Raw genomic sequence first — 14,659 nt, 5'->3', positions numbered from 1 at the left:
CCGTCCACCCTCTCAGGCCGGCTACTGATCGTCGCCTTGGTAGGCCGTTACCCCACCAACTAGCTAATCAGACGCGAGCCCATCCATAAGCGATAGCCCCTATAGGCCATCTTTACTGTGTCCCCCATGCGGTGAACACAGCTTATGCGGTATTAGCACCAGTTTCCCAGTGTTATCCCCCACTTATGGGTAGGTTGCTCACGCGTTACTCACCCGTCCGCCACTAGGTATTTAAGATTCCTCCCGAAAGATTCCTCTTAAATACCCCGTCCGACTTGCATGTGTTAGGCACGCCGCCAGCGTTCGTCCTGAGCCAGGATCAAACTCTCCTTCAAATCCTTATTCCTTACCTATCCTAGCTTCCCTAGCTTTTCAAGGCTTACTATCCTCAATTTGCTCCCGCACGCTTGCCTTGCTGTTCAGTTTTATCAAGATCCCGCGACCCGCTCCCCGCGTCGCGCAAGAATTATATTATCACCTCTTTTGCTTCTTGTCAACAAATATTTAAATTTTTTTTACACCTGATAAAAATTACTTTAATCTTTCATAATTATGTTAGCTGGTAATTATATTATACAAAAAATATCGACAATTTTGAATATTATTTTTAAATAAAAAGAGAGGGAAAACCCCTCCCCTTTTTATTCATTAACCGCTCTCGGCTTTTTTATTTTCTCGATATATATGGCACAATCCGGACAAACCATTTCACATATGCTGCAGGCGATGCAGCCCTCTTCATCTTTTGGTTTTACTGTAGGTGTCCCATATACCCCTAGTTTTTCCGACCATACCAGAACATCATTGGGGCATTTTTCTTTACACAACCCGCATCCCTTGCAGTAATCAGGAAAGATATAAAAATTAGCCTTAGCTAGAGCAAATTTTATCCCTTCTATCTGTTTACCCATTATTTTGCCACCTCTTCCTTAAGGGCTTCCTGCGCCATATTCCAGCCTATTTCTAACGCTTTGTGATTAAGCTCTCTTAATTTCGGGTCTTTTTCAAACTTGGCTCCCAATTTCTTTTCCAGCGCATATTTGGCTGATCCCAGGCTCACTATGCCGGTAAAGCCGATAACTGCCCCCATAATTATCATGTTAAATACCCGGGGATGCAATTCACGGCTGGCTGTATCTAGAGCAGGTAAGCCAATTATTTTTTTCGCTTCTTTAGGCAACTCTTCTTCCTCGGGAGTAAAGCTGCTGTCATATACAAATATGGTATTCTCATCCGAGTATCTGGCCGTACGCGGAACAGCTCGCTTGCTCAAAGCGATAACGACATCTGCCTTGTTAAACTTGGGAGCTCCTATCCTTTCCTCGCTTACCTGCAAAAAGGCTATAGAAACTCCGCCTCTCTGTTCTACCCCAAAATTAGGTATATATATGGCCTGTTTTTGTTCTTCATAGGCAGCCTCAGCCAGTATCTCAGCAATTGACTGGACTCCCTGCCCTCCTTCACCGGCCAGAGCAATCTTTATCAATCCCACTTACTTTTCCCCCTTTCCCAAAGGGCTTTTAAATTCCCCAACCGGGAAATATTTTTCCATCTCATCTTCTAAAAAGCTCCAGGTCTGCTGAGCATTGGTCCTCCAGTTGGTAGGACAGGTGGAAAGCGCTTCCACAAAGGAAAATCCATTACCCTCTATCTGGTTTTGCAGTGCGTTTTTGATAAACCTTTTAAGCTGCTTGTATTTAGAAACTGTTCCCCGAGCTACATAGGCACCATCAGAGGTTAGAGCCGCAACAAATTCCGGTCCTTTGGTCGGATAACCGGTAATTTCCGGATCTCTGCCGTAAGGTGTAGTCTCCGTCTTTTGTCCCGGTAAAGTGGTGGGGGCCATCTGGCCTCCGGTCATACCGTAGTTAGTGTTGTTTACCAGAATAACCGTGATCTTTTCATTACGCACCGCGGCATTCAACAGGTGCTGGGACCCGATAGAATATCCCCCGCCATCTCCCATGTAGCCAATAGTGATAAGCTCAGGCCTAGCCCTCTTTATCCCTACCATAACCGGAGTAGTGCGCCCATGGTGGGTCTGGATACTATCACAGGCAAAGAAATTCCAGGAAAGGAGGGAACACCCTATATCACAACCGAATACAGTTTTATCCTGTATCCCCAGTTCATCTATAGCTTCGCCCAGAGCCTTGAGCACAATGCCATGGCCACAGCCAGGACAGAACTTGTGCGGCTTGGTCGGTAAATACCAGGATTTAGGGGTTGCTGGCAAAACCATTCTTTTTACCTCCTTCATTAAAGTATGCTTTTTACTTTGTTTACAATGTCATAATCGATAATGCCTACTCCCGGCATAAACAGATTATATATAGGTATGGTTTCTCCATATATTTCTTGTTTTACCAGGCGGTCAAACTGGCCATAAGCAGATTCTGCTATAAGCATCTTCTTGGCTCCGCTTTTAGCTATAACTTCTCTAAGCTGCCTTCCCGGAAAAGGTCTTAAGGTTATAGGCCTGAAATAACCCGCCTTTATTCCCTGCGCCCGCAGGGCTTTTACAGCATCATCAGCTGCCCGGGAGACTACTCCATGTGCAAGTATCAATATCTCAGCATCATCACAATTCTTTTCTTCGTATTCCACCACTTCGGGAGCTATAGCTTCGTATTCCGCAGCAAATTTCATTACTACTTCATATAATTCTTCTTCCATACTGTATATATTGCATAAATGCTGGGGCTCTCTCCCTTCTCCTATCTTGCCTTCCAAACCTACCAGAGGATAGGGTTTTACCATTTCCATACCCTTCTCTTCCGGGTCGTACATGACTAAAGGTTCCCGCATCTTGGCCTGATAGCCATCTCCCAGGACAAAAGTGGGAAAACGATACTTCCAGGCAGTGTTGAAAGCTTTTATAACATAATCATATATTTCCTGATGGGAAGCGGTAGAGTAAACTATACGATGCCCTTCCCCGTTACCTCCAAAGGTGGTAAGGGTTACTTCCTGCTGAGAATAAATAACTGTTCCTGACGAAGGCCCTCCTCTTTGCTGGATTATCGCTACCAGAGGAAGACGCATAGCTTCCGCCATGCTAAAAGGCTCCTGCATCAAGGTATTGCCTGGGCCGGCTGTAGCAGTAAAAGCTTTTTTGCCTGCCTGCACAGCTCCACAAACGGTAAACCCCGCGGAAATCTCATCTTCCGTCTGCAGAAAACCTCTCCCATACTTCGGAGCCAGCCGGGTCCAATAATGCATAATCTCATTCTGGGGAGTTATAGGATAGCCAAACATAATCTCAGCTCCTGCGGCTAAAGCTGCCCAGGCCGCCGCTTCATTTCCTGTAAGAAAAGCCTTGCCGGCTTTTTCTATTACCTTCTGCATTTATCTAATGCACCTCCTGCCTGTAATCACTTTTTATATATAAAAATTTAACTACCACATAGCGCTTGGCATATACCTTTCTATAAATTTAACCTTGACTCCGAGATCTTTAAAATCATCCCTGTCGGCAAACCTCTTGTCAACAGCCATATAATCTACCGGCAAACCTAACTCATGAGCTGCTTTTATTATTACCTTATTCCCTTCTTTTATCAAAAGGGGAGTAGTTTCATCACCCAAGTGGGTATTGGCCACCACCGCATCTACCCGCCCCAATTCCTTTATATACTCCTTGATCCGGGAAAGCGATCCGGTCATAGGGCGGGTATAATTTATTACTGCTATTATTCGGAGATGAGGGGATTCATATGCCCCTTCCACCAGGTTTAGCGTACGGGCCCCATATACGCCATAACCTACATCCAGGATAATATCTCCCTCATTAAAAAGGGCCCACCTGGCACGCGGATTCAGCATGGCTCCGGTTTCGCCCAATCCAAAAGCATCTTCCCGCGTCTGGCTTATCACTTCCAAACCCATATCCTCTAGCTTTCTCTTAATAGGCCTTAAAGTATAAAAAGGTTCGACTGTATCTAAATCTACCAGAGTAACTTTTCTTCCTTGCCTTTTTAATTCTACGGCTCTGTTTATGGCGATTTCGCTTTTGCCACTGGCATATTCTCCTATAAAGGCTTCAACTACCCTTTCTGCTTGATTAACAACCAGCACCTCCAATACCGCATAAAATATTAATTAATACATAAATATTTTGTTTCAGTATAAATTAATTGTAAATTATGCGTCAATATTTATAAAGTCTTCTGCCAATAGGATATACATTTTTTACACAGGATTAACGGTATCTTAATATTGCCGGATAAGAAAAAACAACCGCTCCCTTTAGCGTCAGGGAACGGCTGTTTTTTTCTTAAGTTCTTATCTATTTAAGCAGCATCTGAAAACATATAAGGAGCAAAACTCCGGGGATACCCAGGAATCCAGCTATGAGTACGGTTAAAAGATTTATAGCTACTTTAAAAGCAAAAAAAGCTCCTATGTAATTGGTTACTATAAGCAGGATTAATCCTAAAACAGAATTGATGATTAATTTCCCCAATATCTTTATCGGCTTTAATACTACCTGGGTGATTATATATATGATAACCAGAAGCAAAACAGCTGCCATCACTATATTTAATATTTCCACCCTTAACACCTCCCCTTAATCTATACCCTTCCCTCTCCTTTTTATGCGGCGTAAAATAAAATTATACTTTTCTTCGGCTGCCCGCAGATTGAATATAGCCCAATCCAGCATATCTGGCTCTTCTATATGGGATAGAATGTTATGGGCCTGGTAAAGTTCAGTTTTAGCATCCTCAAGCATCTCCAAGTCAGAAGGGAGGCGGCAGGTAATATCACTCTTAAGGCAAAAACATTTAGCCACCAGGTTTTTTAAACAACCAAACCAAGGCATAAATATAATCCTCCCGGCATAAAAGCTAAGCTTTCCTCCACTCCATCTTATGCCCAGGCCCCTATTTTTATGCTAGATTTCCCGCCTTCCTTCTATAGCGCGCCGCAAAGTTATCTCATCAGCAAATTCTATATAACCCCCCACCGGGATGCCATGAGCCAGCCTGGTCACTTTTACCCCGTATTTTTCCACTACTCCGGCCAAAAAACGGGCTAAAATTTCGCCATCAATATCTGGATTAAGGGCTAAAATGACTTCTTTTACTTCTCCGGTTTTAAGCCTTTCCTCCAGAGGTTTTATATTTAAAGAACCCAGATCATCATGGCCCATAAGATTAAAATCTTTGTTAAGCACAAAATACTGTCCTTTAAATCCAGTCCGCTCAATAGCAATAATATCGCCCGCTTCTTCGGCTACGCATAATATACTCTTATCCCTCTTTTCATCACGGCATATCGGACAAGGATCAATATCGGTCAAATATCCACATCGGGAACAGGGAAATACCCTGGATTTAGCATCTATAATAGCTTCAGCCAGTTTTCTTACTTCTTCTTCCGGTGTTTTAAGTATGTATAAAGCAAGCCTCTGGGCCGTTTTCGGTCCAATGGTGGGAAGTTTTTGCAGTTCATCTATAAGTTTTTCCAACGGACGGGCAAAATGCATAAGTTTTTTCCCCCCTTAAAAACCTTTAAGCAAAATTTAACGCTGACAGATTTTTTCCCTTCTTTCTTTTCTGTCAGCGTTAACTCCATTTATAACCCCGGTATATTAAGTCCCCCTGTTATCTTGGCCATTTCTTCGGAAACCATCTCTTGTGCTGATTTTAAGCCTTCATTAACCGCAGCTAAAATCATGTCTTCCAGCATTTCTATATCCTCAGGATCTACAGCTTCTTTGCTTATTTTTATCTCCAGCAGCTGTTGTTTTCCGTTTACTTTAACCTGTACAGCTCCCCCTCCTGCGGAAGCTTCCACTACTCTGTTTTCCAGCTCTTCCTGCAGTTTAGCTATCCTTTCCTGTACCTTCTTAGCTTCTTTCATCATCTTACTCAGAGATGCTCCACCCGGATTAAAAACCATTTTATCTTCCTCCTTAATCTCTAATTTGCACTACATCTTCCCCAAAATATTCTATCGCTTTTTTCACCATAATATCATTATATTGGTCATCATCAAGAAAAATAAACTGTATCTCCAGGGGTTTTTTAAAAATTTTTGCTAATACTTCTTCTAATATCTCCCGATTTCCTCTTTCCTCCATCCTTTCCTTGTGAAATCTATATCCTTTTTTAAACCCTATATATATCACATCATCTTTTATGCCGATAAACTTTCCCTGGGATAAAAGAGCATGGGTGGGAATTTTTTTCTCTTTAACCCCGGCCAAAATCTTTTGCCATAAAACCTTTTCCCCTTCATCTCTGGCTTTTTCTTTAACTGGTGTTTTGCTCTTTCCGGAAGCAGGTTTCTTATCTCCTGTCATCTCATCTTCTCCTTCCACCAGTTTACCCGGGGAAGATGATAAAATATCCATCATCTCTAAAAAAGCCATTTCGAGTAAAAATCTGTTTCCTTCGCTAAACTTAAGCCTTTCTACGGAATTCATCATTATGCGCAAAGCCTTGAGCAAAGCATCCTGATCTACTTTTCCTTTTTGTTCTTCTAAAAAGTGGACATTATCCCCGGTTACTACGTAAAAATCAGCCTTATCCCCCAGATGCTTGTAAAGCAAAAGGTCGCGCAGATAAAAAACAGTTTCCCGGGCCAACTGCTGAGCTTCTTTGCCCTCATTTAATGCCTGTCCCAGCATCTCGATTACCCTTTTCATATCCCTGCTTAATACCGCATCCAAAAGATGGGCTAAAAAAACATCATCTACCACACCTAAAACATCAAGCACATCCTGTTTGGTTATCCTTTCTCCTTTATAGGCATATACCTGATCCATGATGCTCAAAGCATCTCTTAAACCCCCGTTAGCCCGGCGCGCTACCAGATATAAAGCATCCTCTTCCCAATCCATACCATAAGCCTCGCTCACCTTTTTAAGCCTGCCGGCAATCTCCTCTAAGGTGAGACGGCGAAAATAATAAATCTGGCATCTTGATTTTATGGTAGCCGGTATCCTCTGGGGTTCTGTCGTTGCCAGTATAAATATTACATGGGAAGGAGGTTCTTCCAGGGTTTTTAACAGGGCATTAAAAGCCTCGGTAGTAAGCATATGGACTTCATCTATTATATAAACCTTGCGCTTGCCCTGGGCAGGTAAGATCCTTACCTTTTCTCTTAAATCCCGCATTTCGTCTATTCCCCGGTTAGAGGCGGCATCAATTTCTACCACATCCATAAAAGTGCCGTTATTTATATCCCGGCAGCTGGCACACTGGTTACAAGGTTCCCCCTCCTTGGGGCTTTCACAATTTACCGCCTTGGCGACAATTTTGGCTATACTGGTTTTGCCGGTTCCCCGCGGACCGGCAAAAAGATAGGCATGGGATAACCTGTCCTCCCTCAAGGCATTTTGGAGAGCCTTAACGATTTTATCCTGGCCTACCACTTCTTCAAATCTCTGTGGGCGATGAACACGGTATAAAGCCAGATATGACATCTTTTTACCCCCTCATAAAAAAACCCTTCGCCCTATATAGTAAAAATAGCAGGTCTTCTGCCTGCTACTTCTCTTGCCTTTAATTAAGGTTAAGAACGGTTCCTATAAACTTTTTAAATAAAATGCCGTGCACCTGGCTTCGAGAATATCCCCCGAGCGTTACCAGGATAGTTAGCTCCATCCAGGCTACCCCGCGGCACATAAGATAAACCTCTTAGTGCTGCTTCCTCCCGGACCTGACACGGTTCAAGGCCTCTTATTGCGCAGGACCCAGACTTCTACACCACTTATCCTGGCCAGACCTCACAGGATAAACCCTCAGCTCAGGAATTCGACCCTGCTATAGCGGGTTGCAGGTTACAGGGCACCGCTAATTCCCCGTCTAGCACGGCATAGTTTATTTCCTTCTGCTCATTTATTGTACCTTTTTTAATCGGGAATGACAAGGCTAATCCTTTTTTCCCCATATAATTATCATCTAAAAACAATTTTACCATCACGCATAGAATCAACTATAGCCAGGGAATGCAAATTTACCCCGGCTTCCCTTAATGTCTTGCCTCCCTGCTGAAAGCCTTTCTCAATGACTATTCCTACCCCCACCAGATAGGCTCCTGCCTGTTCAATTATATCTTTAAGCCCTAAAACAGCTCTTCCATTGGCCAAAAAATCATCGATTATCAATATGCGATCCTGGCTGGTAATATATCTTTTGGCCACTTTAATCTGATAAGTAGTTCCTTTGGTAAAAGAAAAAACTTCACTGGTATATATCTCGGTATCGAGATTACGGGAAATATTTTTTTTAGCAAAAACTACGGGAACTTTAAAATACTGAGCGGTTATAGCAGCAATGGCAATGCCGGATGATTCAATAGTCAATATGCGGGTAACCTTCTCATCCTTGAATCTATACCAGAATTCGCGCCCCACTTCATTCAAAAACTCTATATCCAGCTGGTGATTCAAAAAAGAATCTACTTTTAGTATATCTTCGCCTATAACTTCGCCTTCCTCCAAAATCTTACGCTTTAAAAGTTCCATAACCTCATAACCCCTATATTTTTTAAATTTAGTATGAATAACAATAATTTTAAAACATGTCCTTTATTTATACAAATACTTTTTCCTGGTCGGGTGGAATTTCTAACCGGCTTTATTTTTCCCCATAAACCCAGGTTAAATTATTTATCTTTCCCTGGGGAAAATAAAACACGGGAAAATTCCCGTGCTTTTTGCCAACTGGCGGAGAGGGCGGGATTCGAACCCGCGACACAGGTTTTAGCCCGTGTACTCGATTTCCAATCGAGCGCCTTCAGCCAACTCAGCCACCTCTCCGTGTATATATATATAAAGTTTTTCTTTTTCTGGCGGAGAGAGTGAGATTCGAACTCACGAGACGGTTTTTAACCGTCTACTCGATTTCGAGTCGAGCGCCTTCGACCAACTCGGCCATCTCTCCTCAAATCCGCGAAGAATGAGCTCAAAAGCTCAGCACATTCTTCCTCAAGTATTCCCCCACAGGTCTCCACCTGATGATTTAAAAGCGGATATCTTACAATCTCCAGTATTGATCCTGCTGCTCCTGCTTTGGGATCTCTAGCTCCAAAAACTAACCTTCCTAAACGTGCATTCACCATGGCTCCTGCACACATAGGACAAGGTTCCAGAGTACAGTATAATGTCACATCAGTAAGCCGCCACCTTTTCAGGTAGGCAGCAGCTCTCTGTAAAGCCAGCATTTCGGCATGAAAAGTAGCATCATTTCTTTTTTCTTTTTCATTATACGCCCAGGCTATTACCTCATCATCACATACGGCTACCGCTCCTACCGGAACTTCACCTAAAAAATAAGCTTTTTTAGCCAGGGCTAAAGCCAGGCGCATATATAAAATATCCCGATTTATAGGGATTCACCGCCATATGGTGCGCCCGAAGGGACTCGAACCCCTGGCACGCGGTTTAGGAAACCGCTGCTCTATCCTCCTGAGCTACGGGCGCTAGATTATATATAAATATCTATCCTGCTACTAATAAAACATGGCGCGCCCGGCAGGATTCGAACCTGCGACCTCCAGATTCGTAGTCTGTTACTCTATCCAGCTGAGCTACGGGCGCGTATCTATTTAATTTAAATAAAAAATTTTAGGCAGTTAATGGCGGAGAGAGCGGGATTCGAACCCGCGACACAGGTTTTAGCCCATGTACTCGCTTAGCAGGCGAGCGCCTTCAGCCTACTCGGCCATCTCTCCGTATGTCGATGCATGAAGCGGTGCTAACTGGCGGAGGAGGTGGGATTCGAACCCACGGAACCCGTAAAGGTTCAACGGTTTTCAAGACCGCCTCCTTAAACCGCTCGGACACCCCTCCATCCTGCGGATTTCTATCCAATGCAAGGGATAGTATAGCACACCAGCTTATTGTTGTCAACCAAACATCTTTTTATAAATCATTCCTTTTTATCACTTTTATGCCACCCATATAAGGAACTAAAGCTTCCGGAACCAGTACCGAACCATCCTCCTGCTGGTAGTTTTCCAGTATAGCCGCCAGTGTACGCCCTACTGCTACCCCCGATCCATTCAAGGTGTGTACATAACGCGGTTTTTCTCCCCGCGCCGGACGGTATCTTATATTGGCCCTCCGGGCCTGAAAGTCTTCACAGTTAGAGCAGGAAGAAATTTCTTTATATTCATTATAGCTGGGCATCCATACCTCTATATCATAAGTCTTGGCCGACGAAAAACCCATATCTCCTGTACAGAGAAGAACCACCCGGTAAGGAAGGCCTAAAAGCTGCAAAACCCTTTCCGCATCCCGGGTCATCTTCTCTAGTTCTTCATAAGATTCTTCCGGCCGTGTTATTTTTACTAATTCCACCTTGTTGAACTGATGCTGTCTTATAATTCCCCGGGTATCCCGGCCATGAGAACCTGCTTCCGCTCTAAAGCAAGGGGTATAGGCGGTAAAATACAGAGGCAGATCTTCATCATCCAGGATTTCTTCCCGGTGCAGATTGGTAAGGGGCACTTCGGCTGTGGGAACCAGATACATATCCCTTCCTTCTACTTTAAACATATCTTCGGCAAATTTGGGAAGCTGTCCAGTCCCTACCATACAATAGTCGTTGACCATAAAAGGAGGCAGTATCTCTTTATATCCATGTTCTCCTGTATGCACATCCAGGAAAAAGTTTATTATAGCCCTTTCCAACCTGGCCCCCATACCTTTGTATACGGTAAACCGGGCTCCCGAAAGTTTAGCCCCTCTTTCAAAATCAAGTATATCCAGATCTACTCCTAAATCCCAGTGAGCTTTAGGTTCAAAATCAAAACGGCGCGGCTCTCCCCACCGCCTTACTTCTACATTAAATCTTTCATCTTCTCCTACCGGTACGGAGGGATGAGGAAGATTAGGAATCCTAAGCAGAATGTTTTCGATTTCTTCCTCTTTTTGTTTAAGTTTTTCTTCTAATTCCTTAATCTCCTCCCCCACTTTCCTTACCTTTTCCATTAAATCCTGCGGGTCTTTACCTTGCTTCTTCAGTTCTCCTACTTCCCTGGAAGCTGAATTGCGGAAATTTCTCAGTTCTTCTACTTTAGATAAAATACTTCTCCTTTCTTCATCCAGGGCTAAAAATTCTTTTAAGCCCTCTTTAATGTTTCTTTTTTCCAGCTCCCTTTCCACCTTCTCCGGGTTGGCTCTGATCATTTTAGCATCTAACATCTAAAGACCCCCTCTTTTAAAATTTCCCGGCTAAAAACGCAAAAGCTTAGGCCTGCTCATTATACCATCTGACTTGGCAAGTATATCCATTAATTCCTCACTTACTTCATTATCTACATTTATAAGCATGACCGCTTTTTCTCCCTTGTTGCGACGGGCAACTTTCATGGAAGCTATATTTATGCCATGATCTCCTAAAATAGTGGCAAATGGTCCTATAACCCGGGGCCTATCCTCATTTTCTACTATTAAGACCAGGCCTTCGAGATCAGTTTCCGTTTCATAGCCATTTATTTCTACCAGTATCGGATTCTTGGCCCGGGATATAGTTCCGGTTATATCCAGAGCGCAGCGGTTAGTAAATATCTTTACATTGATAAGATTTTTATAGCGCTTATTAGTCTGCTCTTCCCGGTGTTCATAAATTTTTATACCGCGATCCTGAGCCAGGAGACGGGCATTTACATAATTAACCTTTTCTTCCATAACCGGAGATAAAAGGCCTTTTAACAGAGCAATAGTAAGTATTTCCGTCTCATTTTTCGTTATAGGCCCACTATAGGTTACATCTATGCGGCTTATAGGAGTTCTTTCCAATTGATAGTAAATACTGCCCATTTTTTCCGCCAGGGTTATATAAGGTTTCAAATAATCCAGCTCTTCTTTCAGCATAGTAGGCAGGTTTACAACATTGGGAACGATTTCCCCTCTTAAAGCCTTTATAACCTGAAGGGCAATATCTTCTCCCACCCTTTTCTGGGCTTCATAAGTATCAGCTCCGAGATGGGGGGTTACCACTACATTATTGAACTTAAACAGAGGGCTGTCGGTAATAGGCTCTTTTTCAAAAACATCCAGGCCGGCAAAAGCTATTTTCCCACTTTCCAGTCCGGCTATTATAGCGGTTTCTTTTATTATTCCTCCCCGCGCGCAGTTTACTATTCCTACTCCATCCTTAGCTAAGCTCAGCATTTTTTCATCAATCATATGCATAGTTTCCTCATTGCGCGGGGTATGAACAGTAATAATATCTGCCTCTCTCATCAATTCTTCCAGGGTTTCCTTCTTTTCCGCCCCAAAACGCTCAAACCTTTCATCGGCAATATAAGGATCATAAGCAATAACCCGCATATTAAAAGCTTTCAGGCGGGTAGCTACCATGGAGCCTATGCGTCCCAAACCTACTATACCTACAGTTTTCCCATAAAGCTCAATACCGCGGAAAGGTTTGCGGTCCCATACCCCGCTTTTCAGATAATTATTAGCCCATGCTGTTTTACGGGCCCCAGCCAGCATCAGGGCTATCGTCTGTTCCGCTGCTGATATAGTATTGCTGTCCGGGGTATTAGCTACTATTACCCCATAGCGGGTACATACATCTACATCTATATTATCTACGCCATTACCCGCCCTTCCGACTATCTTTAATCTCTTGCCTCTCTGGATAAGTTCCTCATCAACCCTCGTAACACTTCTTACTATAAGGGCATCATACCTGTCTATAATAGAAAGCAGCTCTTCTCTTGATATGCCATCACGATAATCAACATCCAGCTCCCTCTTTAAAATTTCTACTCCTTCTTCGGCAATGCGTTCACTTATAAGAACCTTTTTCCTCTCCACCTTCAACTCCCCTTTCTCTATCTTTAGTAGTTGTTTAATATAAATTCCTGGGCGGTTTTAACCCCTTCGCCCATATTTAAAGCAAAACCTAATTCTTTTAAGGTTATTTCCAAAGCGGCTATAACCGCCAGCAGATCCAATTCCCTCACATATCCCAGATGTCCTATACGGAAAATAACATCATTAAGGTTTTGCTGTCCTCCTGCCAGGACAATATTAAATTTTTCCCGCATATACTGGCGAATCTTATTGGCCCCTATCCCTTCTGGCGCTACCACTGCTGTTCCGGCTGTAGATGCGTTTTCATCCCTGGCCAGCAGTTTAAGCCCCATGGCTTTTATGCTTTTCCTCACCATATCCCGGTAGTTTTTATGCCTCTTTAAAATATTTTCCAAACCTTCTTCTTTCATCATCCGCAGGGCTTCCTGCATCCCATAATATATGGATATAGGAGGAGTAACCGGATTCTGTCCTTTTTCCAGATACTCCAGACCCAGGTCAATATCCCAGTAGAATTTAGGAGTCTTTGATCTTTTATAAGCAGCATAAGCCCTGTCGTTAAAAGCCAGAAAAGAAAGTCCGGGAGGAACCATAAAAGCCTTCTGCGATCCGCTCACGGCCACATCTATTCCCCACTCATCCATCCTGAGGTCAACAGCCGCCAGACCGCTTACCGCATCTACCAGAAACAGAGCGGGATGGTCTTTGGCTGCTTCTTTGATAGCCTTCAGGTCATTAAAAACACAGGTAGAAGTTTCATTATGGGTTATGAGTACAGCTTTTATTTCCCCATTTACATCTCTTTTCAGCCTTTCTCCGATGATTTCCGGATCAGCAGCTTCCCCCCAGGGAAAATCAATCTTTTCTACCTGGGCCCCAAAGTTTCTGGCAATGGTAGCAAATCTATCGCCAAAAACCCCGATGGAAACAGCTAAAACCTTATCTCCTGGGGAAATAAAGTTTACTACTGCTGCCTCTAAACCTCCCGTCCCGGAAGAAGGATAAATAAGGACATGGTGTTTAGTCTGATAAATCTCTTTTACTCCGGCAGTTACTTCCTGCAAAATCTCCTTAAATTCCGGTCCCCGATGGTTGATAAGCGGCCTTCCCATAGCCCTTATAATCCGATTGGGAAGCGGGGTAGGACCAGGAAGCAGCAGATACTGTTCTCCTGTCATCAAAAAATACCTCCTTCATTCCAAACATTAACCAGCATGCATCCCTGTATACATTTATTTCTATATATAAAAAAGCCTCTCTATCCCTTAATAAGGGACGAGAGACTGTTTCCCGCGTTGCCACCCTAATTGACACCTGCAAGTGTCCACCTCATAGATGATAACGGCATTACCGGTACTGCTTTGCACAGCCAGCTCCCGGGTGGATTCAAATTGACGCTGCACTGGTTTGCACCTGCCACCAGCTCTCTTGACCAGCCATCAATTCTACTATTCCCGTTCACTGCCTTTAACTGTATTTAGTTTATCTAAAATTATATTATATATTTTATGCTTTAGCAAGATTTTACTAACATAAGATAGTGTCAACTTTTTATAGGATATTTATAAATTAATGACCACTCTATTTTGGTTTATAAATTAGATGTTCCATTATGCATATCTTTCAAACATTTAAACATTGGTATCACTTTACCTTTGCTTAATATGGGCACATTATTTAATTGTTCACGTGTTCTGGTAAAGGTATTGCTGACCTTTAAGGCCATAGCTTTTTCTAGGCTATAGCTTTTCTTTGGTTCCTGTTTTAAATGCTTCAGGCTGATCTTGCCGCCGCTACTTAAGTATGCTCGCAGTTCAGCCATTGCTCGCAGTCCTTCCCGACTCCAACCCATTGGGCGGCTACTTAAACGGCTTG

Annotated in this window: 14 protein-coding genes, 6 tRNA genes, 1 rRNA gene, 1 other RNA gene, 2 pseudogenes and 1 other annotated feature; all 24 genes and pseudogenes read right to left on the bottom strand. The window is 43.2% G+C overall.

What is annotated here, in order from left to right; genetic code table 11:
* Positions 1-335: ribosomal RNA gene (locus BUB92_RS09870) — 16S ribosomal RNA — on the bottom strand; the annotation flags it as partial.
* 306 nt (positions 336-641) lie between these two features.
* Positions 642-911, bottom strand: a complete 270-nt coding sequence (locus BUB92_RS09865) for a 4Fe-4S dicluster domain-containing protein (RefSeq protein WP_073093328.1) — start codon at positions 909-911, stop codon at positions 642-644.
* Positions 911-1,492: a 2-oxoacid:acceptor oxidoreductase family protein gene (locus tag BUB92_RS09860; protein ID WP_073093326.1), complete on the bottom strand. Its 582-nt coding sequence runs from the start codon at positions 1,490-1,492 to the stop codon at positions 911-913. Before BUB92_RS09860 ends, BUB92_RS09865 begins: the two co-directional genes overlap by 1 nt.
* Positions 1,493-2,242: a thiamine pyrophosphate-dependent enzyme gene (locus tag BUB92_RS09855; protein WP_073093325.1), complete on the bottom strand. Its 750-nt coding sequence runs from the start codon at positions 2,240-2,242 to the stop codon at positions 1,493-1,495.
* A 17-nt stretch (positions 2,243-2,259) separates the two neighbouring features.
* The gene (locus BUB92_RS09850; protein ID WP_073093324.1) at positions 2,260-3,348 is read right to left on the bottom strand and encodes a ferredoxin oxidoreductase; all 1,089 of its coding nucleotides are present in this window, start codon (positions 3,346-3,348) and stop codon (positions 2,260-2,262) included.
* Positions 3,349-3,399: 51 nt separating this feature from the next.
* Complete coding sequence (locus BUB92_RS09845; RefSeq protein ID WP_200774250.1) at positions 3,400-4,077, bottom strand: P-loop NTPase family protein; 678 nt, start codon at positions 4,075-4,077, stop codon at positions 3,400-3,402.
* A 211-nt stretch (positions 4,078-4,288) separates the two neighbouring features.
* Entirely contained in the window at positions 4,289-4,555 is a 267-nt protein-coding gene (locus BUB92_RS09840) for a pro-sigmaK processing inhibitor BofA family protein (RefSeq protein WP_242939048.1), read from the bottom strand.
* 15 nt (positions 4,556-4,570) lie between these two features.
* Complete coding sequence (locus BUB92_RS09835) at positions 4,571-4,825, bottom strand: DUF2508 family protein (RefSeq protein WP_073093322.1); 255 nt, start codon at positions 4,823-4,825, stop codon at positions 4,571-4,573.
* A 72-nt stretch (positions 4,826-4,897) separates the two neighbouring features.
* Positions 4,898-5,491 (bottom strand): recombination mediator RecR, encoded by a 594-nt coding sequence (gene recR, locus BUB92_RS09830; protein ID WP_073093321.1) that lies wholly within the window; start codon positions 5,489-5,491, stop codon positions 4,898-4,900.
* An 89-nt stretch (positions 5,492-5,580) separates the two neighbouring features.
* Complete coding sequence (locus tag BUB92_RS09825) at positions 5,581-5,907, bottom strand: YbaB/EbfC family nucleoid-associated protein (RefSeq protein WP_073093319.1); 327 nt, start codon at positions 5,905-5,907, stop codon at positions 5,581-5,583.
* A 13-nt stretch (positions 5,908-5,920) separates the two neighbouring features.
* Positions 5,921-7,435, bottom strand: a complete 1,515-nt coding sequence (gene dnaX / locus BUB92_RS09820) for a DNA polymerase III subunit gamma/tau (RefSeq protein ID WP_073093318.1) — start codon at positions 7,433-7,435, stop codon at positions 5,921-5,923.
* Positions 7,436-7,560: 125 nt separating this feature from the next.
* Positions 7,561-7,826, bottom strand: an RNA gene (gene ffs, locus BUB92_RS09815) — signal recognition particle sRNA large type.
* 83 nt (positions 7,827-7,909) lie between these two features.
* Positions 7,910-8,479, bottom strand: a complete 570-nt coding sequence (locus tag BUB92_RS09810; protein WP_073093317.1) for a xanthine phosphoribosyltransferase — start codon at positions 8,477-8,479, stop codon at positions 7,910-7,912.
* Between the two features lie 199 nt (positions 8,480-8,678).
* Positions 8,679-8,773 (bottom strand) — tRNA-Ser (locus tag BUB92_RS09805).
* Between the two features lie 30 nt (positions 8,774-8,803).
* A tRNA-Ser gene (locus tag BUB92_RS09800) sits at positions 8,804-8,897 on the bottom strand.
* Positions 8,881-9,321 (bottom strand): annotated as a pseudogene (gene tadA, locus BUB92_RS09795) (tRNA adenosine(34) deaminase TadA); the annotation flags it as partial. The gene BUB92_RS09800 and the pseudogene tadA, both read right to left, overlap by 17 nt.
* Positions 9,322-9,359: 38 nt before the next feature.
* A tRNA-Arg gene (locus BUB92_RS09790) sits at positions 9,360-9,436 on the bottom strand.
* Between the two features lie 40 nt (positions 9,437-9,476).
* Positions 9,477-9,553 (bottom strand) — tRNA-Arg (locus tag BUB92_RS09785).
* Positions 9,554-9,592: 39 nt separating this feature from the next.
* Positions 9,593-9,687 (bottom strand) — tRNA-Ser (locus tag BUB92_RS09780).
* A gap of 28 nt (positions 9,688-9,715) precedes the next feature.
* A tRNA-Ser gene (locus BUB92_RS09775) sits at positions 9,716-9,805 on the bottom strand.
* Between the two features lie 72 nt (positions 9,806-9,877).
* Positions 9,878-11,161: a serine--tRNA ligase gene (serS, locus tag BUB92_RS09770; protein WP_073093315.1), complete on the bottom strand. Its 1,284-nt coding sequence runs from the start codon at positions 11,159-11,161 to the stop codon at positions 9,878-9,880.
* A 30-nt stretch (positions 11,162-11,191) separates the two neighbouring features.
* Positions 11,192-12,784 (bottom strand): phosphoglycerate dehydrogenase, encoded by a 1,593-nt coding sequence (gene serA, locus BUB92_RS09765; protein ID WP_073093314.1) that lies wholly within the window; start codon positions 12,782-12,784, stop codon positions 11,192-11,194.
* 23 nt (positions 12,785-12,807) lie between these two features.
* Positions 12,808-13,962, bottom strand: coding sequence for a pyridoxal-phosphate-dependent aminotransferase family protein (locus BUB92_RS09760; RefSeq protein WP_073093313.1), 1,155 nt, complete (start codon positions 13,960-13,962; stop codon positions 12,808-12,810).
* Positions 13,963-14,052: 90 nt separating this feature from the next.
* Positions 14,053-14,255 (bottom strand) — a binding site (T-box leader).
* 120 nt (positions 14,256-14,375) lie between these two features.
* Positions 14,376-14,659: pseudogene (locus BUB92_RS09755) on the bottom strand (UPF0236 family protein); the annotation flags it as partial.

Origin of the sequence: Thermosyntropha lipolytica DSM 11003 (assembly GCF_900129805.1) — a bacterium.
In the GTDB taxonomy this organism is placed as follows: Bacteria; Bacillota; Syntrophomonadia; order Syntrophomonadales; family Syntrophomonadaceae; genus Thermosyntropha; species Thermosyntropha lipolytica.
The sequence above is the reverse complement of the archived record's forward strand: the minus strand, read 5'-3'. Positions and strand labels throughout refer to the sequence as shown.

Bases quoted from the DNA above. Each gene is read 5' to 3' on its own strand.
- BUB92_RS09865 (WP_073093328.1), bottom strand. From the start codon at position 911: ATGGGTAAACAGATAGAAGGGATAAAATTTGCTCTAGCTAAGGCTAAT.
- BUB92_RS09855 (WP_073093325.1), bottom strand. From the start codon at position 2,242: ATGGTTTTGCCAGCAACCCCTAAATCCTGGTATTTACCGACCAAGCCG.
- BUB92_RS09850 (WP_073093324.1), bottom strand. From the start codon at position 3,348: ATGCAGAAGGTAATAGAAAAAGCCGGCAAGGCTTTTCTTACAGGAAAT.
- BUB92_RS09835 (WP_073093322.1), bottom strand. From the start codon at position 4,825: ATGCCTTGGTTTGGTTGTTTAAAAAACCTGGTGGCTAAATGTTTTTGC.
- recR (WP_073093321.1), bottom strand. From the start codon at position 5,491: ATGCATTTTGCCCGTCCGTTGGAAAAACTTATAGATGAACTGCAAAAA.
- BUB92_RS09825 (WP_073093319.1), bottom strand. From the start codon at position 5,907: ATGGTTTTTAATCCGGGTGGAGCATCTCTGAGTAAGATGATGAAAGAA.
- dnaX (WP_073093318.1), bottom strand. From the start codon at position 7,435: ATGTCATATCTGGCTTTATACCGTGTTCATCGCCCACAGAGATTTGAA.
- BUB92_RS09810 (WP_073093317.1), bottom strand. From the start codon at position 8,479: ATGGAACTTTTAAAGCGTAAGATTTTGGAGGAAGGCGAAGTTATAGGC.
- serS (WP_073093315.1), bottom strand. From the start codon at position 11,161: ATGTTAGATGCTAAAATGATCAGAGCCAACCCGGAGAAGGTGGAAAGG.
- BUB92_RS09760 (WP_073093313.1), bottom strand. From the start codon at position 13,962: ATGACAGGAGAACAGTATCTGCTGCTTCCTGGTCCTACCCCGCTTCCC.